The sequence below is a fragment of the Pontiella desulfatans genome, assembly GCF_900890425.1.
GTDB classification, from domain to species: Bacteria; Verrucomicrobiota; Kiritimatiellia; order Kiritimatiellales; family Pontiellaceae; genus Pontiella; species Pontiella desulfatans.
Genome location: NZ_CAAHFG010000002.1, coordinates 369,291 through 391,919, shown reverse-complemented (window position 1 = coordinate 391,919; position 22,629 = coordinate 369,291). Strand labels below are relative to the sequence as shown.

General features: G+C 54.7%; 11 protein-coding genes, 2 tRNA genes and 5 rRNA genes. 5 read left to right on the top strand and 13 right to left on the bottom strand.

The features are described 5' to 3' along the window. Positions 1-8 precede the first annotated feature (8 nt). Positions 9-4,436 (bottom strand): PAS domain S-box protein, encoded by a 4,428-nt coding sequence (locus E9954_RS17380; RefSeq protein ID WP_168442360.1) that lies wholly within the window; start codon positions 4,434-4,436, stop codon positions 9-11. Positions 4,437-4,539: 103 nt separating this feature from the next. Between E9954_RS17380 and E9954_RS17375 the strand changes: the two genes are divergently transcribed. After that, positions 4,540-5,823 carry a thymidine phosphorylase gene (locus tag E9954_RS17375; protein ID WP_136080562.1) on the top strand — a complete coding sequence of 428 codons (1,284 nt, stop codon included), beginning with the start codon at positions 4,540-4,542 and terminating at the stop codon, positions 5,821-5,823. A gap of 85 nt (positions 5,824-5,908) precedes the next feature. Here the strand turns inward: E9954_RS17375 and E9954_RS17370 are convergent, their stop codons facing one another. Beyond that, complete coding sequence (locus E9954_RS17370; RefSeq protein WP_222847219.1) at positions 5,909-6,508, bottom strand: hypothetical protein; 600 nt, start codon at positions 6,506-6,508, stop codon at positions 5,909-5,911. A 73-nt stretch (positions 6,509-6,581) separates the two neighbouring features. Beyond that, positions 6,582-7,829, bottom strand: a complete 1,248-nt coding sequence (locus E9954_RS17365; RefSeq protein ID WP_136080561.1) for an MFS transporter — start codon at positions 7,827-7,829, stop codon at positions 6,582-6,584. A gap of 149 nt (positions 7,830-7,978) precedes the next feature. Between E9954_RS17365 and E9954_RS17360 the strand changes: the two genes are divergently transcribed. The 4 genes from E9954_RS17360 to E9954_RS17345 are packed head-to-tail and all read left to right on the top strand — an operon-like array spanning position 7,979 to position 10,576. Further along, positions 7,979-8,236 carry a ribbon-helix-helix protein, CopG family gene (locus E9954_RS17360; protein WP_136080560.1) on the top strand — a complete coding sequence of 86 codons (258 nt, stop codon included), beginning with the start codon at positions 7,979-7,981 and terminating at the stop codon, positions 8,234-8,236. Next, positions 8,233-8,616, top strand: coding sequence for a type II toxin-antitoxin system VapC family toxin (locus tag E9954_RS17355; RefSeq protein ID WP_136080559.1), 384 nt, complete (start codon positions 8,233-8,235; stop codon positions 8,614-8,616). The genes E9954_RS17360 and E9954_RS17355 overlap by 4 nt, the downstream gene beginning before the upstream one ends. Before the next feature lie 5 nt (positions 8,617-8,621). After that, complete coding sequence (locus E9954_RS17350) at positions 8,622-9,788, top strand: M20/M25/M40 family metallo-hydrolase (RefSeq protein WP_136080558.1); 1,167 nt, start codon at positions 8,622-8,624, stop codon at positions 9,786-9,788. Then, entirely contained in the window at positions 9,785-10,576 is a 792-nt protein-coding gene (locus tag E9954_RS17345; protein ID WP_136080557.1) for a sulfite exporter TauE/SafE family protein, read from the top strand. Before E9954_RS17350 ends, E9954_RS17345 begins: the two co-directional genes overlap by 4 nt. A 16-nt stretch (positions 10,577-10,592) precedes the next feature. Here the strand turns inward: E9954_RS17345 and E9954_RS17340 are convergent, their stop codons facing one another. From E9954_RS17340 to E9954_RS17295, 10 genes are all read right to left on the bottom strand, one after another. Further along, a complete protein-coding gene (locus tag E9954_RS17340; protein WP_136080556.1) occupies positions 10,593-12,275 on the bottom strand; it encodes a SulP family inorganic anion transporter in 1,683 nt (560 codons plus the stop codon). A gap of 164 nt (positions 12,276-12,439) precedes the next feature. Beyond that, a complete protein-coding gene (locus tag E9954_RS17335) occupies positions 12,440-13,027 on the bottom strand; it encodes an XTP/dITP diphosphatase (RefSeq protein WP_136080555.1) in 588 nt (195 codons plus the stop codon). A gap of 7 nt (positions 13,028-13,034) precedes the next feature. Then, positions 13,035-13,670 (bottom strand): SHD1 domain-containing protein, encoded by a 636-nt coding sequence (locus E9954_RS17330; RefSeq protein ID WP_168442359.1) that lies wholly within the window; start codon positions 13,668-13,670, stop codon positions 13,035-13,037. Between the two features lie 99 nt (positions 13,671-13,769). Then, positions 13,770-13,884, bottom strand: a 5S ribosomal RNA gene (gene rrf, locus E9954_RS17325). 70 nt (positions 13,885-13,954) lie between these two features. Further along, positions 13,955-16,902, bottom strand: a 23S ribosomal RNA gene (locus E9954_RS17320). Positions 16,903-17,070: 168 nt separating this feature from the next. After that, positions 17,071-17,147: transfer RNA gene (locus E9954_RS17315), tRNA-Ile, on the bottom strand. A gap of 10 nt (positions 17,148-17,157) precedes the next feature. Beyond that, positions 17,158-17,233: transfer RNA gene (locus E9954_RS17310), tRNA-Ala, on the bottom strand. Between the two features lie 165 nt (positions 17,234-17,398). Next, positions 17,399-18,973 (bottom strand): 16S ribosomal RNA (locus tag E9954_RS17305). A 457-nt stretch (positions 18,974-19,430) separates the two neighbouring features. After that, positions 19,431-19,545, bottom strand: a 5S ribosomal RNA gene (gene rrf / locus E9954_RS17300). Between the two features lie 70 nt (positions 19,546-19,615). Beyond that, a 23S ribosomal RNA gene (locus E9954_RS17295) occupies positions 19,616-22,563 on the bottom strand. Together the 16S, 23S and 5S rRNA genes with 2 tRNA genes alongside form the textbook arrangement of a ribosomal RNA operon. Positions 22,564-22,629 lie beyond the last annotated feature (66 nt).

Below are 22,629 nucleotides of genomic sequence, written 5' to 3'. Positions count from 1 at the left end.
ATAGTGGACTATAAACGTGCGGCTTCATCAAGCATTTCCCGAACGGTTTGCAACAGTTTCATGGAGGCCACGGGCTTCTGGAGATACCGGAATCCATTGGACTGCAAAGAGTCGTGTGTTTCCGCATCGTGGGAATAGCCACTGCAGAGCAGCACGGGAATATTCCCGAACCGCTCCCGCACCTGCCGCGCCAGCTCGATGCCGGTGCCATCCGGCAGCACGACATCGGAGAACAACAGGTTGCATGCGGCGCCTTCCAACGCGAGCAGTGCTTGCTCGCGGTTGACTGCGGAAACCACGGCATAGCCGGCATCCTGGAGCATCCGCCTGGTTAGGTCGCACAGGGTGGCATCGTCCTCCACCACCACGATGTGCTCCCCGCGCCCGAGTGGAGTGTCCGTGGTTTCCTCCGGTTCCTGGGCAGAGGAACCATCGAGCTCGCAACGGTCGAATGCCGGAAGGTAGACCTTGAACTTGGCCCCCTCGCCGACCTTGCTTGAGACATCGATCCAGCCTCCATGCTGCTGGACAATGCCGTAGACGACGGATAGCCCCAAACCAGTCCCCTCGCCCACCTTTTTGGTGGTGAAGAACGGCTCGAAAAGGTGCTCGCGGACCTCTTCGCGGATGCCGACCCCGGTATCATGGACACAGAGGCAAACATGATCGTTCCCCGCCCCCTCCTCGACGATGCCCCCATCCTCCGCTGCCATGACATTGCGGGTGGCCACGGTGAGGGTTCCTCCATCTGGCATGGCATCGCGTGCGTTGATATAGAGGTTCAGCAGGATCTGTTCAATTTGGCCAAGATCGACCCGTACGGGTTGCAGATCGGCCTGAAGGTCGAAAACGAGGTCAATATTCTCCCCGATCAGCCGCTCCATCATGCGTTCGCTGTTGCGGATGATTTCGTTAAGGTTCTGGACGGCGTATTCCACATTGTGCTTGCGGCTGAGCGTGAGCAGTTGGCGGGTGAGGTCGCCGGCGCGGCGGGCCGCCTTGCGGATCTCGTCCACATCCTGGAATTGCGGCGATCCCGCCTCCAGTTCCGAGAGGAGGATTCCACTGAAGCCAAGGATGGATTGGAGAATGTTGTTGAAGTCGTGCGCAACTCCTCCGGCCAGGCGCCCGACGGCATCCATCTTCTGGGCCTGGCGCATGTGGGCCTCGAGTTCGACCTCCTGGCTGATATCGCGGATTGAAACCACATGGTTGACGATCTCGCCATCGGCATCGCGCACCGGCGAGATGGCGGCCTCGACCGTATAGTATGAACCATCCTTGTGGCGGTTGACGATCCGGCCTCGCCAGATCTTTCCGGCTTCGATGGTTCTCCAGATTTTTGAATAGAACTCATCGTCGTGCTTGCCGCTCTTGATGATGGCCAGACTAACGCCAACGGCCTCCTGCCGGGAAAAACCGGTGACCGACTCGAAAGCGGGGTTCACATACTCGATGATGCCGTCGGTTTTCATGATGACGATGGCCTCGGCCGTCTGGTTGATGGCGGCAAAGAGACGCGTACGCTCCTCCTCCAGTGCCTTTCGATCCGTTATATCCTGGTACGCACCCAGCACGCCGATGATTTCGCCGACGCTATTGTGGATGGGCACCTTGCTGGTGCTCAGCCAGAAAACCGACCCATCGGGCCGGGTCTGGCTTTCCTCGAAATTCAACCTGGGCTCGCCGCTCTCGATCACGGACTGGTCGTCGGCGCGGTAAAGCTCGGCCTCGGCCTCGCCCCAGCTCATGTCAAAATCGCTTTTCCCGACCAGGTCTTCCGGATCGCCCACGCCGGAATCCGTGGCGAAGGAGGTATTGCAACCCATATAGACCGAGTGGAGATCTTTCCAGAACACGCGCGCGGGAATGGTATTGATGATGGTCTGAAGGAAACTCCTCGACTCTTCGAGTTCGGTCTCCGCATGTTTGCGGGTGGAGATATCGCGGGCAACGGCCTGCATGGACTCCAGTTCCCCCTTGGTGTCGTAGGCCCCACTCGTCGCAAGCTCCACCCATAGGCAATGCCCGTCCTTGTGGCGGATCTGGAATGCAAAATGCCCGGTCTCGGGATTGCCGCCGATCCGGTTTTCGATGCGGCCCTGCACCATGGCCTGGAATTCAGGAAGGATCAACTCCATGACATTCTTCGAGACCAATTCATCCGCCGCATAGCCGGTCAGCGCCTTGGCCGCCGAGTTTGCATAGATGAAATTGCCTTTAAGATCGATCTGGAAGATCATGTCGTTGGTATTATCGACAATGTGCTGCAATTGCCGTTGCACCCGGTGGCGCTCCTCCTCCAGCAGCTTGACCTGCGTGATGTCGACATAGGCCCCAAGCACCCCGACAACCTCGCCCTCGACGTTGCGCATGGGAATCTTACTCGTCAGCAGGTGGCGGATTTCGCCGCTGGCGACGCCATGGGTTTCCTCGATGTTGAGCAAGGGTTCGCCGGATTCAATCACGTTGCGGTCGTCGGCGCGGTAGCCGTCGCAAGATGCCGGGTCGGTGTTTATGGCATAGTCATCCTTTCCGATGATGTCCATCGGATCCCCGAGTCCCTTATCCTGCAGGAAGGTCTGGTTGGCACCGAGGTATCGGAAGTCCAACCCCTTCCAAAAGACCCCGACGGGGATCATATCCAGGATCGCCCGGAGGAAGCGGCGCGACTCCTCCAACTCGCGTTCGGCCTGCTTGCTTTCGGTGACATCCCAGTTGGCGCCGACTATACTGAGTGCATTGCCATCGGCGTCGTATGCGATGGTTGCGAGGTTGCGGATGTGGTGGATGCTGCCATCGCGCCAAAAAATCCTGAAACTGAGATTCAGATCCGAACCGCTATCGATGCAGTGCGCAAGCTCGGCCTTGGTTGCTTCGAGATCTTCAGGGTGAACGCGTTTTTCCCACGATTCGAAATTATCTTCGAACTCAGGGCGCTCCATGTCGTAAAGAGCAAACATCTGCTCGTCCCAAATCAACCGGTCCGGTCCGACCTCATATTCCCAAATGCCAATCTGCGCGGCCGTGGTGGCCAGCTGGAGGCGTTCGTTGCTGGCCCGGTAGGCCTCCTCGGCCTGGCGGCGGGCGGTGTTGTCGGAAATCACCAGCGCGAGGTATCCGGGTTTGGGCTGGAATACCCTGGCCGACAACACTTGGCCAATCGAGGACACTTCATTCTCAAAGACGGCCGGTTGCCCGCTTTCGGCCACCTGGGCGAACTGGTCGAGCCAGTAGGTTTCAAAGGGGCTGAATTCCTCTTTAATCAGCCGCCCAACAACCTGCGCGCGGCTCATGCCCCCGATCTCTTCCGCCGCGCGGTTGGCTTGAACGATTTTATAGTCGACGGGCTTTCCGGCATCATCGCGCACCACCTCGAGCACCACGAACCCGGCAGTCATGTTCTCGAACAATTGGCGATAGTCCTGCTCGCTGGCCCTAAGGGCCGCCACCATTTGACGCTGCTTCGAGACGTCCCAGTTGGTGCCAACAGCCTGCACGGGATGCCCGACCGCGTCCCGCTTGATTTCCGCCAACGCCTTGATATGGTGCACGCTGCCATCGCGCCACACGATCCGGAACTCCGTCGAATACACGGTTTCTCCACGCAGCAGATCCGCAAAGACCCGGCGGGCCGATTCGAGGTCGTCCGGATGGAGCGTGCTTTCCCAGTCTTCAATATACCCGCCGAACCTGGCCGGCTCCACGTCGTAGAGCGCGAACATTTGTTCATCCCAGATCAGCCTTTTGTCATCGAACCGGTATTCCCAGATTCCGATCTGCGCGGCATTCGTTGCCAGACGCAGGCGGTCGTCGCTCTCCTTGCGCTTTGAGATATCGCGGCCGACCCCGATGATCTCCTTGACGTTGCCCTCTTCGTCGAGAATGGCGGTATCCTGCCAGGCAAAGAACCTCCAACCATCCTTGGTCAGCGCCCGTTGTTCCATGTAGGCCTGGAAAGGCGGTTCGAACAGCGACTTCATCGCCTCCTCGGTTGCCGCCACATCGTCCTCATGAACCAACGGCATGAACGTATTGCCCAGCAAGGAATCCTCGGTCTTGCCGAACATTTCGCAATAGGTCGGGCTCACGTATAGGAAGCGTCCTTCAACATCCACCTTCACCACCAAATCCGACTGGCATTCAATCAGCATGCGATAGCGCTCTTCACTCAATTCCAGGCATTCATGGATATTCCGGAACCGTTGGAAAATGCGGTGGAGGACATAAAAGAGGATCAAGGCCGTCACGCCGACAAACGCAAACCCCTTGTAGGTTTGCAGATCGAGGATCCGTTGCGGGTCGCGAACGGAGATCTCCAGGGCCAGATCGGAAAAGAAGATCCATGCCAAGGCGAAAAGAAGATACACCAAGGCCACCGTCGCTTCATAGGGCAAGCCAAGGAGTTTCAGGGAAGGTCTCTTGTGCATCTTCATCGGCATTCCTGTTGTTGGGACTTAGACGATAGCAAATAAGCCTTCATCCACAAGCTCCCGTTTTGCGTTGCCATTCATTCGCCCTGCGGCCTATCTTCCATCCATGCTACCTCAATGGATCATCGAAAAGAAAAGGGACGGCGCGGAACTCGATACCGGGGAAATCCGCGGCTTCATTGCAGGCTATACCAACGGAAGCATCCCCGACTACCAGATGTCGGCGCTCGCCATGGCCATCTACTTCAACGGTATGACCGCCCGCGAAACCGCCGACCTCACCGTTGCCATGATGGAATCCGGCAAGGTCATCAACCCCGACTGCATTCCCGGCACCAAGGTCGATAAACATTCCACCGGCGGCATCGGCGACAAGATCTCCATCCCACTCGCGCCGCTCGTCGCCGCCTGTGGCGCCACCGTCCCGATGATCTCCGGGCGCGGCCTCGGCATTACCGGCGGCACGCTCGACAAGCTCGAATCCATTCCCGGCTACCGCGTCGGCCTTGGCGAAGAGGAGTTTTTCCGGACGCTCGAACAGGTCGGATGCTCCATGATCGGCCAAACCGCCGAGATTGCCCCGGCCGACAAAAAGCTCTATGCCCTGCGCGACGTCACTGCCACCGTACCCTCCATCCCGCTGATTGTTTCGAGCATCATGTCCAAGAAAATGGCGGAGGGCATCGACGCGCTTGTGCTCGACGTCAAGTGCGGTTCCGGCGCCTTCATGAAGGACATTGAAAACGCACGGGCGCTCGCCAGAGGCCTGGTCGACACCGGCGTTGCCATGGGCAAAAAGGTTGTTGCGCTCATCACCGACATGAACCAACCGCTCGGCCGCACCGTCGGGAACGCGCTCGAGATCAGGGAATCGCTCGACATCCTTGAGGGCAAAGGCCCCGCCGACTCCCAGGGCCTCACGATCGAACTTGCGAACCGCATGCTCGGGACCGCCGCGATGCCCGTCCGCAGGACCGTACAGGCCTTGCTCGACGGCTCCGCCATGGAAAAATTCAAGCAGATGGTCGCCTGCCACGGTGGCAACCTTTCCGCCGGACTACCGGTTGCCGGAAACCAGATTCCCCTGAACGCCCCGAAATCCGGCTATGTTTCCAAGGCCGATGCCGAGGCCCTCGGCCGCGCATCGCTGCTGCTCGGCGCCGGGCGCGCGAAGACCACCGATACCATCGACCATGCCGTCGGCCTTTCCGACCTCAAGAAAATCGGCGAGCGCGTCGAGGCTGGCGAACCGCTCTGCATCCTCCACTCCAACGGCCACGAAGACGAAGCGCAGCTTCGTCAGTTGCTCGGTTCCGCGTTTGAAGTTTCCGCAGAACCCGTTGAATCCCCTCCGCTCATCATCGAAGTCATTGATCTCAACGCCGCCTAACGGCAGGCAGGCTAAAGCCTGTACTACATGCATCAATCCTCAAGTTGAACCACATTGCATGTAGTCCACGCTTTAGCGTGCCCCGTCAGACATCCCACTTATCCCCCATTCCGAGAACAGGATATTCCCGCCAAAACGAAAGCGCCTCTTCCTTGCCGACGGTATCGAGATAATCCCTCGCACTCGATAACGCCCAGTCGTCCCACTTCTTCACGTACCCATGCTTTACTGGATTGTGGTGAATGTAGTTTCGGGTTGCATGGAAATGATTCTCCGAACGAATCCGACGATCCGAACAACAATGCCAGCACTGCCGTCCCCTCGCATGGTCATCGCCATTCCACTCAAACGAACTTTTGCCATGCATCTGGGCAATGCGTTTCAATACACGCTTCAAATCGTTCGTCCCAACCAGGGCATGCCAATGGTTCGGCAGCACGCACCATGCGAACACCGTATCGCCCGTTTGGCCGAGCACCGAACATAGCAAGGCGGAAAATGACATTATCCGCCCCGCCGTTTGCCCAATGATTGGGACATGCTCAAAACAGGCCGCGCTAAGATGGTAGTGCGTCCAACCGTCGGAGTTAAAATGGGGAGGGCTATGAGCCGGCCAACCGTGCTGGCCTCGAAGCTGAAGAACTTCCTGCTGCTGCCCTTTGCTCATTTTCCGCCAGTTGTACATGGAACCTCCTTTGCTGGGATTCAGGCTAAAGCCTGTACTACATGCATCCAATTCGAAATTCACGATCGTTGCTTTAGCTTGCTTCACGCCGAGGATTCGTTTGCGCAGATCTCCACCCATCGAATGCAATGATGATCGCCAGTGCGAGGAAGCAGGCGGGCACCAGATAAAACGCCGTGGCCAAATCGCCGGTCCGGTTACCGATGAATCCCATCAGCCAGGTGAAGAATCCACAACCGGGAATACCGGCGCAGGAGAGCAGAACAAACAGCATGGTGGTGTCCGCCTGCGGCAGGCGGTCGGCGCAATAGCTCTGGACGGTCGGCCAGAACGGCGCCGTGGCAACGCCCACCATGAACAGCAGGCCGAAAAGTACCCATAGGTTGGATAGCTGAGGGATGGGCAACGCGATCAATGTTCCGGCCAGCGCCGACCAAAACACCACCTGCCTAAGGTGGTGCTGCTTGAGCATGATCCCCCAGCCAATGCGCCCCGACATCATGCCGCCGGCAAAGCAGGCCGTTCCGATTCCACCCGCCCATGCCGAGGCGCCAAAGTTGAGCTGGATATGGCTGGCACTCCAAAACGTAAGGCAAAACTCGCCGCCGCCAGCCAGGAACATGGCGCAGAAAAAAAGCCAAAAACGGGGTATGCCGAGAATCTGCCGCGCTTGCCCCCAAATGGTTTTCCAATGGATCGGGGCGGGGTGCTCCGGATATTTCCGGAGCTTGGATTCGGGAAGCAGCAGCAGGGCCGCGGCAACAAATGCCACCAAGGCAATGCCCGCAACCAACAACCGCCAGGACACCCCGAGCGCGAGCAGACCGCCCGAAACCAAAACCGTTGCCAACACCCCGACCGGCCAGAAGGCATGGGTCAGGTTGATGTAGCGCGCCGGTTCATCCGGATGCAAGTCCTGGACAAAAGGCGTGGCCAGCCCTTCGAGCACGCCCTCCCCCAACCCCGCCACCATGAGCGCCAACAGAAGCACCGCATAGGAGGGGGCCCACGCGCACAGCAAGACGCCCGTCCCCATCAGCAACACAGCCACGCCCATGGAACGGCGCTTGCCCCAGCGACCGGCCGCTATCCCGCAAAACAGCATGGATGCCATCACGAAAAACGTGCGGGTAAAGTGCAACAGCCCGCCCTCGGTCATGCCGCCTTCCTCGAGGTCGAAGCCGAGGTCGCGAGCAAGCGCCACCAAGGCAACCGGCAGGACAACCGTGCCGGACGCATAGGAGAAAAAGCTCTGGAACGCCGCGTAGTCGTAGCGACCAAGTACCATTCGCCGGCTTGTATCGGCTTTCGAACCACTCATGCACCGAGCTATATCATCTTCAATTTGAATGGACGAGAGCGATCTTCTCTCCACCAAAAACCCGTCGCCGACCTGCGGAACCACCAGACATTGGCATTGACGAAATGTAACGTATACGTTTTTATGTCTACGTAATCAGGAGACCAACCATGGACAAGGTATTTTCAGCTCGGATCGACGAATCGGTGGCCGCCCGGATCAATAGCCTTGCGCGCCAGCTGCACAGCACAAAGAAACAAGTGGTGGAGCGCGCAATCGAGCTTTTCGCTGCCAAAGTCGAGCACGACCAAAAGTCGGGCTTCCTCGAACAGTCGTTCGGGGCATGGGAACGAGAAGAGCGTGCGGAGGAAACCGTTGATGCCGCACGGGCAGCCTTCCGCGGATCCTTTGAAAGGTTTCGCCGATGAAGGCCTTTATCGACGCCGACATCCTGATATGGCATCTGAGGGGGGAACGAAAAGCCATCAATTTCCTGCGCAAGCTTGTGGATGATCCTGCCATGGAGCTGTGGACAGGAGCACTGCAACGGGCGGAAGTGCTTTTCTTCATGCGCCCCTCGGAAGAGGAGCAAACCATGCTTCTGCTCTCGCAATTCAAGACAACAGCTGTCGATCAAGCCATTGTCGATGAAGCCGGTCGACTATTCAGGAAATGGAATCCCAGCCACGGTGTTGACCCAAACGACGCCATTCTCGCAGCGACCGCCCTCGTGACCGGCGGCCAGATCCACACATTGAACCAAAAGCACTACCCGATGAAAGATGTGGTAGTGAACAAAGCCTGGTGAAACATATGATCAACAACGACCGCGCACTATCCCACCTGCTTGACTTGCTTGCTGTTGAAGGGCCGAGCGGACAAGAAGCGAAGGTGGTCGAGGCCATCTCAAAAAAACTGGTTTCCGCCGGTTGCAAGAAGGCCTGGATCAAGACCGACGATGCGCATAAGCGGCTTGGCGCCGGGTACGGGATCGGCAACCTGATCGTGAAGATGCCGGGCACCATCAAGGCCCCGCGGATTATGTTTTCGGCCCACATGGACACGGTGCCATTGTGCAAGGGCGCGGTGCCCGTGGTTAAGGGAAACCGCATTGTCGCCAAGGGCAACACCGGACTCGGCGGCGACGACCGCTCGGGTTGCGCGGCGATTGTTTCGATGGCCGAAACCATTTTGAAAAACAAAATCCCCCATCCGCCCATGACGCTGCTATTCCCCATTGCGGAAGAGAATGGGTTGCACGGTTCGCGCATGGTGCGCTTCAAGGATTTGGGAAATCCGGCAATGGGCTTCAACCTCGACGGGCAGGAGCCGAACGAAATCGTGATTGGAGCGATGAGCGCGGTGCGCTGGAAGGCGGAGATCAAAGGCATTTCCACCCACGCCGGGCTTGAGCCGCACAAGGGGATCTCCGCCGGATTGATCGGTTCGAAGGCCATGGCGGCGATTGCCGAACAAGGCTACTTCGGAAAAATCGTCAAAGGCAACCGCAAGGGGACCTCCAACCTCGGTAGCGTGTCCGGCGGCGAAGCCAGCAACCAGGTGATGGACCAATGCATCATGACCGGCGAGTGCCGCAGCCACAGCCAAGCCTTCCTGGAGCAGATCGTTAAGGTCCACAGGGCGAGCTTCGAACGGGCGGCAAAGAGCGTGACGAACGACAAGGGCAAATGCGGGAAGGTGAAGTTCAGCACCATCTCCGACTACCGCGCCTTCCGGCTCAGGAAATCCGAAGCGTGTGTCAAGATCGCCAGCAAGGCGGTCGAGACCGTCGACCTCAAACCGAACCCACTGATTATGGATGCCGGACTCGACGCCAACAATTTCAATCAAAAGGGGCTTCCGACCGTCACCCTCGGCTCCGGCTCGCACAAGTTCCATCAGCTCGAGGAATATGTGGATATCAAGGAATACCTGACCGCCTGCGAGGTATTGCTGGATATTGCCCGGCTTGCCTCATGATGCTTTTCGATATCACCATACCGGGCATTGTGCTCCGCCTGTTGCTGGGAGGCGCCATCGGGTTTTCGGTGGGGCTCACCGGTGTGGGCGGCGGGGTGTTGGGGCTCCAGGCGACAACGCTTGTCCTGGGGCTTGATCCGATCCGGGCGGTGGGCACCACCAGCCTCTATCTTTTTTTCACCAACATTACCTCCGCCTTCCACCACATTCGCATTCACAACATTTCGTACCATACCATCTGGCCGATCCTGGCCGCGGCCATTCCCTCCAACTTTTTCATCTCCCGTTGGATCAGCACCCAGGGCGGAAACACCGAATTCAAAAACGGCCTTGAACTGTTCATTCTGGGTATCGTTTTCCTGGCGGTCGGGGCGATGGCGGTGAATGTATTGCGGAAGGAGCCCGAACCGCAGACCATCGGCACCCAAAAGCCACCTGGGATTTTCACGGGGCTCATCATCGGCCTTTTGTTCGGCGCATTGGTGGGCGCCACCTCCGTTGGCGGCATCATCCTGGTTCCAACCCTACTACTGCTAGGCCTTCCCGCCCACCGGACGGTCGGCACCACCACGACCATCATCACGGCGCTCACGCTCATGACCGCGCTCACCTACGGGGCAGGAGGCGAATCGGACGTCCCGACGGCACTGGTCATGGCTGCGGGGGCGTTAATCGGGGTCAAACAGGGAAGCCGCCTCGCGGTCGGGCTCCCCGAAAACATACTCAAAAGAATCATGATCGGCATCGTCGCCGCCGTTGCCGTGGCCATGCTCCTGCGCCGCCTCTGAACGGAGGTCGCCAAGGCTAAATGTTATAGTTCATTTCAGAAGGCATGCGGGCAATCACCGCATCCAGCGCGTGGTCGTAGGTTCCGAAAAAATTCTCCGGCCCGATTATACTTTCGAGTCCGCCGGCACGCAGCACCTTTAGGGCATGGCTTTTGACCCCTACAAACAGGACGGAAACACCTAGCAGACTCAACTGGCCGCAAAGCTCCTTAAGCATCTCCGTTCCCGAAGAATCAATTTCGTTTATGCCGTTGAACATGATGGCGACATGACGCGTTTCCGGGAAACGCTCCAAGGCGGCATGCACCTGATCTTCAAAATAGGAGGTGTTGGCAAAAAACAGCCGGCCATCCAGGCGAATCGCCAGCAACAGCCGGTCGATCTTTAAATGATGAAGATCGGCATCCCGCAACATACCGTCCGAATGACGCCCCAGCACGGCAACATGCGGCCGCATCATCCGATACAGATGAATCAGGATCGAAACCGACGCGCCGATCAGGATGCCCTTCTCCAACGCCGGGGCAAACACCAGCGTTGCCGCAAACGTAATCCATGCCGCCGAGCCGTCCGCCTTGTCAATCTTCATGAACGAGGCCAGCTGCCGGAAGTTCATCAGCTTGATTACGGCGGCAATAATGATCGCCGCCAGTACGGTCTTGGGCAGGTAGTAAAACAGCGGCGTGCAGAAAAGGAGGAACACCAGAACGAACACCCCGGTGAACACGGCGGCCAATCCACTACGAGCACCGCTGGCAAAATTCAGGGCGGATCGGGAAAAGGAACCGTTGATTGGCTGACCGCCGGAAAAAGCGGTACAGAAAGAAGCCAGCGCCTGCCCGACGGCCTCCTGGTTCACACTGAGTTTTTGATGGCTGCGGGCGGCAATACCGCGGGCGACGGAACAGGTCTCCATGAAACCGATCAGGGCAAAGGTCAGGGCCCCCGGCATGAGCCGAATAAGATTTCCGGCATCCGGCACCGGCCATACCGGCCTAGGCAAGCCGGCCGGGATGGCGCCGACAATGGCCAATGGCTGGCGAACCCGTTCGGGATCACTTAATCCCAGCGTGTACGTCAGAAAAGCGAATCCAGCCGCAACCAGTAAGGCCGTGGGTATTCTTGGGAAAAACCGTCTTCCGGCCAGCAGCAGCACGAGCGACACAGCCCCCATCGCAAGGCTGATCCAGTTCACCGACCCCAGCTGTTCGATTAAAACAACCAGATCGGCGAGCAGGGAATCCGAGCGCGCTCCTTCGATGCCGAGAATCTTCACGACCTGGGATAGTCCAATCAATATACCGCCCGCATTGATGAAGCCCTCAATCACCGGCCGCGACAGAAAATTCATTATGAAACCCAACCGGAAAACCGCAATCAGGGCCCACAACGCCCCAACCATGAAGGCAAGCTGAACCGCCAGCGCCGCATACTCAGCCGAGCCCACCGCGGCCAACGGCATCAGAGACGATGAAACAACCAGGGCCATGGTTGCCCCCGGCCCGGTTTGAAGATGATTGGATGAGCCCCACAGGCCGCCAATGATGACCGGCAGAAAGGCTGCATAAAGCCCCATCCACACCGGAAGTCCCGCCAACTCCGCATAGGCCATCGACTGTGGAATCAAAATGAGTGCAACCGTCAGCCCCGCCAAAACATCACTCCGCAATCCTGCCTTGCCGATTGGGAGCCAGGCCATAAACGGAAATATTTTTTTACTGAATAAAAGCACGTGTTTTACACCTTTAAAACACCCTATATATGACTTATTCTATCACATTTCAATCGATTATACGGCTGAACTGATAATCAGGAGATGCAACCCGGTCAGGCGCTATGGTTTCATGCGTTCGCGCGGAACAGCTAATTCAGTAAAGATCCCCAGGTGTCATGCGCTTTTCGAAGCGCTCGCGCCCGGTGGGAAATCGTATTCTTAATATCGCTGGAGAGCTCTGCAAAGGTGTGCTCGTATCCATCAGGTATGAAGAGGGGATCATACCCAAACCCATTCGTGCCGCGTAACTCCTCAATGATTTTTCCCGGACAGGCACCATCGACCGTTATCGTGTTTCCATCGGGATCCGACAGGGCAATTACCGTGCGAAAACGAGCGGTACGGTCTTCTTTTCCGGCCAACTCAGCCAACAGCTTTTCATTATTGGCGGGATAGGAACATGGTTCACCAGCGTATCGGGCGGAATAAACACCCGGCGCGCCTCCTAGGGCATCGACTTCCAAACCGGAGTCATCGGCCATTGTCCAACACCCGGTTTCCCTGGCAATTTCCACGGCCTTTTTAATGGCATTCGCTTCGAAAGTCGCTCCATCCTCAACCACATCCGGGATTTCGGGAAAATCGAAAGCCGAGAGGACTTCGAGATCCTTAAAATCGAAGATGGCCTGGATCTCTTCCAGCTTATGGGCATTGCGGGTGGCGATAACGAGTTTCATGGCAGGCCTATTTATTAGCGGTTTGCTTGGGACGCGCGATTTTTTCCGCCCGTTCCGCAAAGGAATCGCGGTTTGATTTTATAGCGATGGGATTCCCGAACTTATCCCAAACCACAAGAACATAACCTGAATAGGTTCGACCGGATTTCACCGACTTCCGAAGAAAGCTTGCGCTCTCGCCCTTGAAGTCGACCGAGTCTCCTCTTTTCTCGGGTAGTGTGAAATTATATTCCTTGCGATTAACAACAGATGGCGCCCCCGTCCTGATATCCTCTCCCATGGTGACAAGTACAGCAGTCAGCTCACCCGCATATGGCCGCGTGTCGGATTGCTTGATGGACGCAATGCACCTAACCTGTTCGGTATTGCTGCTGGTGCCGGCATTATTCGTGGTTTTTGAAACATCCAATACCAGTTTCGGAGGAACGACTTTTTCCAGATATTGCTGATCTGCACCGGATAGCTTTTCCGGACGAATCATGATTCGCTGGCCCTGTTGGTCCCGCATCACAATCTCTCCGGCGGACAACGTTACAAACTCGGCTTCCCAGATATTGCCTTCGCCATCCTCCCATATGCGGAATTCCGCAAAGGAGGATAGGGATAGAAGGAGTACTAAAAGCAACAGACTAACTTTCAACATAATCATACCTCATAAATGAAGACATAAAGTAGGAGCTAACATGCGGTGTAAAAAGAAAAAAAGGCCTTGGATTCGAAAATCCAAGGCCTTGAAAATAAAAACCGGCTGCGTGCTACTCTCCCGAGGTCTACCCCTCAGTACCATCGCCGCTGAGACCCTTCACTTCTGTGTTCGGAATGGGAACAGGTGTTTCCTTCTCGCTATGGCAACCGGAAAAATCCAGAAAAATCACAACTGCATAGTATTGAAATAACAACAACGGCATGTACACCTTAATAAAAATTAAGATCAAGCCTCACGGCTAATTAGTACTGGTTAGCTCCATGCATCACTGCACTTCCACGCCCAGCCTATCAACGTCCTAGTCTTGAACGAGCCTTAAGATGGCACAAGGCCAAAGGGAAATCTTATCTTAGAGGGGGCTTGGCACTTAGATGCTTTCAGCGCTTATCCTTCCCATGCGTAGCTACCCAGCGATGCTCTTGGCAGAACAACTGGAACACCAGCGGCATGTTAATCCTGGTCCTCTCGTACTAAGGAGTAATCTCTTCAAATTTCCTGCGCCCACGGCGGATAAGGACCAAACTGTCTCACGACGTTCTGAACCCAGCTCGCGTACCGCTTTAATGGGCGAACAGCCCAACCCTTGGGACCTTCTCCAGCCCCAGGATGCGATGAGCCGACATCGAGGTGCCAAACGATTGCGTCGATGTGGACTCTTGGCAATCATCAGCCTGTTATCCCCGGAGTACCTTTTATCCGTTAAGCGACGGCGCTACCACTAGCTACCGCCGGATCACTTAGACCTGCTTTCGCACCTGCTCGACTTGTGGGTCTCGCAGTCAAGCACCCTTATACCTATACGCTCTTCGCATGATTGCTGACCATGCTGAGGGTACCTTTGTGCTCCTCCGTTACTCTTTGGGAGGAAACCGCCCCAGTCAAACTGACTCCCAGACACTGTTCCACGCCCCGATTCAGGGGTTCGCGGTTAGAATTTCAATAGATCGAAACTGGTATTTCACCAATGGCTCCACACCTCCTGACGAAGATGCTTCAAAGCCTCCCAGCTATCCTACATACAAAATATCAAAACCCAATGTCAGGTCACAGTAAAGGTTCACGGGGTCTTTCCGTCCTGCCGCGGGTATCCGGCATTTTCACCGGAACTACAACTTCACCGAGATTGTTGTTGAGACAGTGCGAAGATCGTTACACGATTCGTGCAGGTCGGAACTTACCCGACAAGGAATTTCGCTACCTTAGGACCGTTATAGTTACGGCCGACATTCACCAGGGCTTCGGTTCAGAGCTTCGCTTCAAGAGCTAACCCCTTGCCTTAACCTTTTGGCATTGGTCACGTGTCACACCATATACTTCCTCTTGCGAGTTCGCATAGTGCTATGTTTTTGATAAACAGTCGCCTTCGCCTCTTCACTGCGCCTCGAATTAACATCACAAGTAAATCGCTAGCCAACTCGAGGACCCCTTCTTCCGAAGATACGGGGTTAATTTGCCGAGTTCCTTAACAACTTTTCTCTCGCGCGCCTTGGTATACTCTACCCTCCCACCTGTGTCGGTTTTGGTACGGTCGCTTTACATTCAACGTTTAGAAGCTTTTCTCGGCAGCCTGGCATCAACCAATCCACATTGTCCGAAGACTCCATGTCCCATCATGTCTCAGGCAAACATCCGCGGATTTACCTACGGAATACCCTACACATTTAGACCGGCATTTCCAATCGCCGGCTGATCTAGCCTACTGCGTCCCTCCATCACTCGTGTACAGCGGTACAGGAATATTGTGCCTGTTTCCCATCGACTACGCTTTTCAGCCTCGCCTTAGGGGCCGACTAACCCTGGGCGGACGAACCTTCCCCAGGAATCCTTAGGATTTCGGCGGTGTGGATTCTCACCACACTTATCGTTACTCATGTCTGCATAATCACTTGTGTACAGTCCAGGTCGGTTTCCACCTTCCCTTCAACCCGGTACACAACGCTCCCCTACTGCTTTAACAGTAGTTAAAACCCGCAGCTTCGGCAGATAGTTTCAGCCCCGATCATTTTCGGCGCCAAACCACTCGACCAGTCAGCTATTACGCTTTGTTTAAATGGTGGCTGCTTCTAAGCCAACATCCTGGCTGTCTTCGCAATCTGACATCCTTCTCCACTTAACTATCATTTAGGGGCCTTAGCTGGCGGTCTGGGCTGTTTCCCTCTCGACTACGGAGCTTATCCCCCGCAGTCTGACTCCCGACGTGACGTTCACGGTATTCGGAGTTTGAAAACTCTCAGTACCCCGGGAGGGGCCATCAAGTACTCAGTGCTCTACCTCCGTGAATTGCATTCGCCGAGGCTATCCCTCAAGGTATTTCGGGGAGAACCAGCTATCACCTGGTTTGGTTAGCCTTTCACTCCGACCCACAGATCATCCAAACGTTTTTCAACACGTACTGGTTCGGTCTTCCACTTCCGTTTAAAGAAGCTTCATCCTGTCCATGGGTAGCTCACCAGGTTTCGGGTCTACCGCAGGCGACTATGGCGCGCTATTAACACTCGCTTTCGCTTCGGCTCCGCATCGTTGATGCTTAACCTTGCCACATACGGTAAGTCGCAGACTCATTATGCAAAAGGCATGCGGCCACCCCGAAGGGCTACCACAGTTTGTAAGTGCACGGTTTCAGGTTCTATTTCACTCCCCTAAAAGGGGTTCTTTTCACCTTTCCCTCACGGTACTAGTTCGCTATCGGTCTTCAGTTAGTATTTAGCCTTAGGAGGTGGGCCTCCTGTATTCAGTCAGAGTTTCACGTGTTCCGACCTACTCGGGATACCACTAGGTTTGTTCAGGATTTCGCTTAAGGGGCTATCACCCGCTATGGCCCGTCTTTCCAAACGGTTCTGCTATCCATTCCAATACCACGTCGTGGTCCGCACCCCACCCTGTAAACAAGGTGGTTTGGGCTGTTCCGCGTTCGCTCGCCACTACTTACGGAATCACTATTGTTTTCTTTTCCTCCGGTTACTAAGATGTTTCAATTCACCGGGTATCGCCTCCATGCGCTATTTTATTCACACACGGATAACGGGGCATTACCCCCGCTGGGTTTTCCCATTCGGAAATCTCCGGGTCAAAGGCTATTTGCGCCTGACCGAAGCTTATCGCAGCTTATCACGTCCTTCATCGCCTACTGAAGCCAAGGCATCCACCGTACACCCTTAGTAGCTTGATCAAAAATCAAGTCACTGTTGGTAGGAATCCCCGAAGGGACTCCAATTAAGTAACATATATAAAGTATACATGCGCTTGTTGCAGTTATTCAATACTATGCAATTGTCAAAGAACACTCCGCTCAATGCGGAAAAATGTCGGCGTAAGATTTAGTGCGGAACCTTTTAAATGGTGGGCGTGACAGGAGTCGAACCTGTGACCTCATCCTTATCAGGGATGCGCTCTAACCAACTGAGCTACACGCCCTCATTCAAAATGGTGGAGGTAAACGGGATCGAACCGATGACCTCCTGAATGCAAATCAGGCGCTCTCCCAGCTGAGCTATACCCCCAAGAGTGGCTCTAAATCTTACTCGAATAACCCATAAGAGTTGATAGGCGTTTCGCCTCAGAAATGGTGCGGTTTGCCAGCCAAAACCTTGCGGCAGCATTTTCATGGTGCCATACCCCGAAGGGCAATACCCTAGGTCCGATTTCGCAATCGGCCTTCTCCTTAGAAAGGAGGTGATCCAGCCACTGGTTCCCCAACGGCTACCTTGTTACGACTTCATCCCAGTTACCGATCACACCTTAGGCGCCTTCCTCCCTTGACGGGTTGGATCAACGACTTCGGGTGCAACCGACTTCCATGATGTGACGGGCGGTGTGTACAAGACCCGGGAACGTATTCAAGGTATCGTAGCTGATATACCTTTACTAGCGATTCCAACTTCATGGAGTCGAGTTTCAGACTCCAATCCGAACTGGGGACGATTTTGAGGATTTGCTCCACCTCGCGGCTTAGCCTCCCATTGTATCGCCCATTGTAGCACGTGTGCAGCCCTGGACATAAGGACCATACTGACTTGACGTCATCCCCACCTTCCTCTTGCTTTCACAAGCAGTCTGTTTAGAGTTCCCACCATTACGTGCTGGCAACTAAACACAGGGGTTGCGCTCGTTGCGGGACTTAACCCAACACCTCACGGCACGAGCTGACGACAGCCATGCAGCACCTGTATAGCACCCTCGAAGGCTACGTTCCTTTCGGATCGTATGCAGCTATATGTCAAGCCCAGGTAAGGTTCTTCGCGTTGCATCGAATTAAGCCACATGCTCCACCGCTTGTGCGGGTCCCCGTCAATTCCTTTGAGTTTTAATCTTGCGACCGTACTCCCCAGGCGGTGCGCTTAATGCGTTAGCTCAGGCACGGATGGGGGTAAAGCCACCCACGCCTAGCGCACACCGTTTACGGCTTGGACTACAGGGGTATCTAATCCCTTTCGCTACCCAAGCTTTCGTCCATGAGCGTCAGTATCTGTCCAGAGAAGCGCCTTCGCCGCCGGTGTTCCACTTGATATCTACGCATTTCACCGCTACACCAAGTGTTCCCTTCTCCCCTCCAGTACTCTAGTCTTGCAGTTTCGAATGCAATTCCACGGTTGAGCCGTGAGCTTTCACATCCGACACACAAGACCGCCTGCGGACCCTTTACGCCCAGTAAATCCGAACAACGTTCGCCACCTCTGTATTACCGCGGCTGCTGGCACAGAGTTAGCCGTGACTTCCTCTGCAGGTACTATCAAATGGGAAACGTATTAAGTTCCCCATCCTTACTCCCTGCTGACAGGAGTTTACAACCCAAGGGCCGTCTTCCTCCACGCGGCGTCGCATGATCACACTTCCGTGCATTGTCAATGATTCTCGACTGCAGCCTCCCGTAGGAGTCTGGGCAGTGTCTCAGTCCCAGTGTGGCTGATCATCCTCTCAGACCAGCTACCCGTAAGCCTTGGTGAGCCATTACCTCACCAACAAGCTGATAGGATATGGGCTTATCCCTTTGCGACAGGTCCCGAAGGATCCCCGCCTTTATATGGGGAGCTATGCAGCTCCCGAACACATCCGGCATTAATCATCGTTTCCGATGGCTATTCCGAACAAAGGGGCAAATTACCCATATATTACTCACCCGTTCGCCGCTCTCATCCAAACTTTCTCTTCCGAAGAATTGATAATAAGGAATCCCGCTCGACTTGCATGCCTAATCCACGCCGCCAACGTTCGTTCTGAGCCAGGATCAAACTCTCCATCAAATTTCTTTCAAAATCGATCAGGTTCAGACCCTGTACTTATATATAATTCGCAATTTAAAACTCAATCTTCCGTCCCCTGCCAGGCAGGGTCAGGCGATCGATAAGTTTCAAAGCATTGGCTATAACAAACCGCACCACTTCTGATTCGAAGCGATGCTTCATTTCTGTCATATCTTATGAGTTATTCTGATTTCAAAGAACAAAAAGGCTTCAACTTATCGGCGCTGCGAGAGCGTCTTTCCCGTTGAAGCGGCGGACAACCTACCAGACTAGCCGGACGAGTCAACCGATTTTTGTAAAAAAAGTTTTATAAAAGAACAAGCCTCATTCATATGGCCCGCTACTAACGGACTCGCATAGTATTGTGAGGATGGTGAACCGCAGCCCGCAGGCCGCCTGATCCCGTGCTCCAGCGAACTGGAGTGGCATGGCTCTTCCATGGTGGAAGAAAAATAAAAACCGGCTGCGTGCTACTCTCCCGAGGTCTACCCCTCAGTACCATCGCCGCTGAGACCCTTCACTTCTGTGTTCGGAATGGGAACAGGTGTTTCCTTCTCGCTATGGCAACCGGAAAAATCCAGAAAAATCACAACTGCATAGTATTGAAATAACAACAACGGCATGTACACCTTAATAAAAATTAAGATCAAGCCTCACGGCTAATTAGTACTGGTTAGCTCCATGCATCACTGCACTTCCACGCCCAGCCTATCAACGTCCTAGTCTTGAACGAGCCTTAAGATGGCACAAGGCCAAAGGGAAATCTTATCTTAGAGGGGGCTTGGCACTTAGATGCTTTCAGCGCTTATCCTTCCCATGCGTAGCTACCCAGCGATGCTCTTGGCAGAACAACTGGAACACCAGCGGCATGTTAATCCTGGTCCTCTCGTACTAAGGAGTAATCTCTTCAAATTTCCTGCGCCCACGGCGGATAAGGACCAAACTGTCTCACGACGTTCTGAACCCAGCTCGCGTACCGCTTTAATGGGCGAACAGCCCAACCCTTGGGACCTTCTCCAGCCCCAGGATGCGATGAGCCGACATCGAGGTGCCAAACGATTGCGTCGATGTGGACTCTTGGCAATCATCAGCCTGTTATCCCCGGAGTACCTTTTATCCGTTAAGCGACGGCGCTACCACTAGCTACCGCCGGATCACTTAGACCTGCTTTCGCACCTGCTCGACTTGTGGGTCTCGCAGTCAAGCACCCTTATACCTATACGCTCTTCGCATGATTGCTGACCATGCTGAGGGTACCTTTGTGCTCCTCCGTTACTCTTTGGGAGGAAACCGCCCCAGTCAAACTGACTCCCAGACACTGTTCCACGCCCCGATTCAGGGGTTCGCGGTTAGAATTTCAATAGATCGAAACTGGTATTTCACCAATGGCTCCACACCTCCTGACGAAGATGCTTCAAAGCCTCCCAGCTATCCTACATACAAAATATCAAAACCCAATGTCAGGTCACAGTAAAGGTTCACGGGGTCTTTCCGTCCTGCCGCGGGTATCCGGCATTTTCACCGGAACTACAACTTCACCGAGATTGTTGTTGAGACAGTGCGAAGATCGTTACACGATTCGTGCAGGTCGGAACTTACCCGACAAGGAATTTCGCTACCTTAGGACCGTTATAGTTACGGCCGACATTCACCAGGGCTTCGGTTCAGAGCTTCGCTTCAAGAGCTAACCCCTTGCCTTAACCTTTTGGCATTGGTCACGTGTCACACCATATACTTCCTCTTGCGAGTTCGCATAGTGCTATGTTTTTGATAAACAGTCGCCTTCGCCTCTTCACTGCGCCTCGAATTAACATCACAAGTAAATCGCTAGCCAACTCGAGGACCCCTTCTTCCGAAGATACGGGGTTAATTTGCCGAGTTCCTTAACAACTTTTCTCTCGCGCGCCTTGGTATACTCTACCCTCCCACCTGTGTCGGTTTTGGTACGGTCGCTTTACATTCAACGTTTAGAAGCTTTTCTCGGCAGCCTGGCATCAACCAATCCACATTGTCCGAAGACTCCATGTCCCATCATGTCTCAGGCAAACATCCGCGGATTTACCTACGGAATACCCTACACATTTAGACCGGCATTTCCAATCGCCGGCTGATCTAGCCTACTGCGTCCCTCCATCACTCGTGTACAGCGGTACAGGAATATTGTGCCTGTTTCCCATCGACTACGCTTTTCAGCCTCGCCTTAGGGGCCGACTAACCCTGGGCGGACGAACCTTCCCCAGGAATCCTTAGGATTTCGGCGGTGTGGATTCTCACCACACTTATCGTTACTCATGTCTGCATAATCACTTGTGTACAGTCCAGGTCGGTTTCCACCTTCCCTTCAACCCGGTACACAACGCTCCCCTACTGCTTTAACAGTAGTTAAAACCCGCAGCTTCGGCAGATAGTTTCAGCCCCGATCATTTTCGGCGCCAAACCACTCGACCAGTCAGCTATTACGCTTTGTTTAAATGGTGGCTGCTTCTAAGCCAACATCCTGGCTGTCTTCGCAATCTGACATCCTTCTCCACTTAACTATCATTTAGGGGCCTTAGCTGGCGGTCTGGGCTGTTTCCCTCTCGACTACGGAGCTTATCCCCCGCAGTCTGACTCCCGACGTGACGTTCACGGTATTCGGAGTTTGAAAACTCTCAGTACCCCGGGAGGGGCCATCAAGTACTCAGTGCTCTACCTCCGTGAATTGCATTCGCCGAGGCTATCCCTCAAGGTATTTCGGGGAGAACCAGCTATCACCTGGTTTGGTTAGCCTTTCACTCCGACCCACAGATCATCCAAACGTTTTTCAACACGTACTGGTTCGGTCTTCCACTTCCGTTTAAAGAAGCTTCATCCTGTCCATGGGTAGCTCACCAGGTTTCGGGTCTACCGCAGGCGACTATGGCGCGCTATTAACACTCGCTTTCGCTTCGGCTCCGCATCGTTGATGCTTAACCTTGCCACATACGGTAAGTCGCAGACTCATTATGCAAAAGGCATGCGGCCACCCCGAAGGGCTACCACAGTTTGTAAGTGCACGGTTTCAGGTTCTATTTCACTCCCCTAAAAGGGGTTCTTTTCACCTTTCCCTCACGGTACTAGTTCGCTATCGGTCTTCAGTTAGTATTTAGCCTTAGGAGGTGGGCCTCCTGTATTCAGTCAGAGTTTCACGTGTTCCGACCTACTCGGGATACCACTAGGTTTGTTCAGGATTTCGCTTAAGGGGCTATCACCCGCTATGGCCCGTCTTTCCAAACGGTTCTGCTATCCATTCCAATACCACGTCGTGGTCCGCACCCCACCCTGTAAACAAGGTGGTTTGGGCTGTTCCGCGTTCGCTCGCCACTACTTACGGAATCACTATTGTTTTCTTTTCCTCCGGTTACTAAGATGTTTCAATTCACCGGGTATCGCCTCCATGCGCTATTTTATTCACACACGGATAACGGGGCATTACCCCCGCTGGGTTTTCCCATTCGGAAATCTCCGGGTCAAAGGCTATTTGCGCCTGACCGAAGCTTATCGCAGCTTATCACGTCCTTCATCGCCTACTGAAGCCAAGGCATCCACCGTACACCCTTAGTAGCTTGATCAAAAATCAAGTCACTGTTGGTAGGAATCCCCGAAGGGACTCCAATTAAGTAACATATATAAAGTAT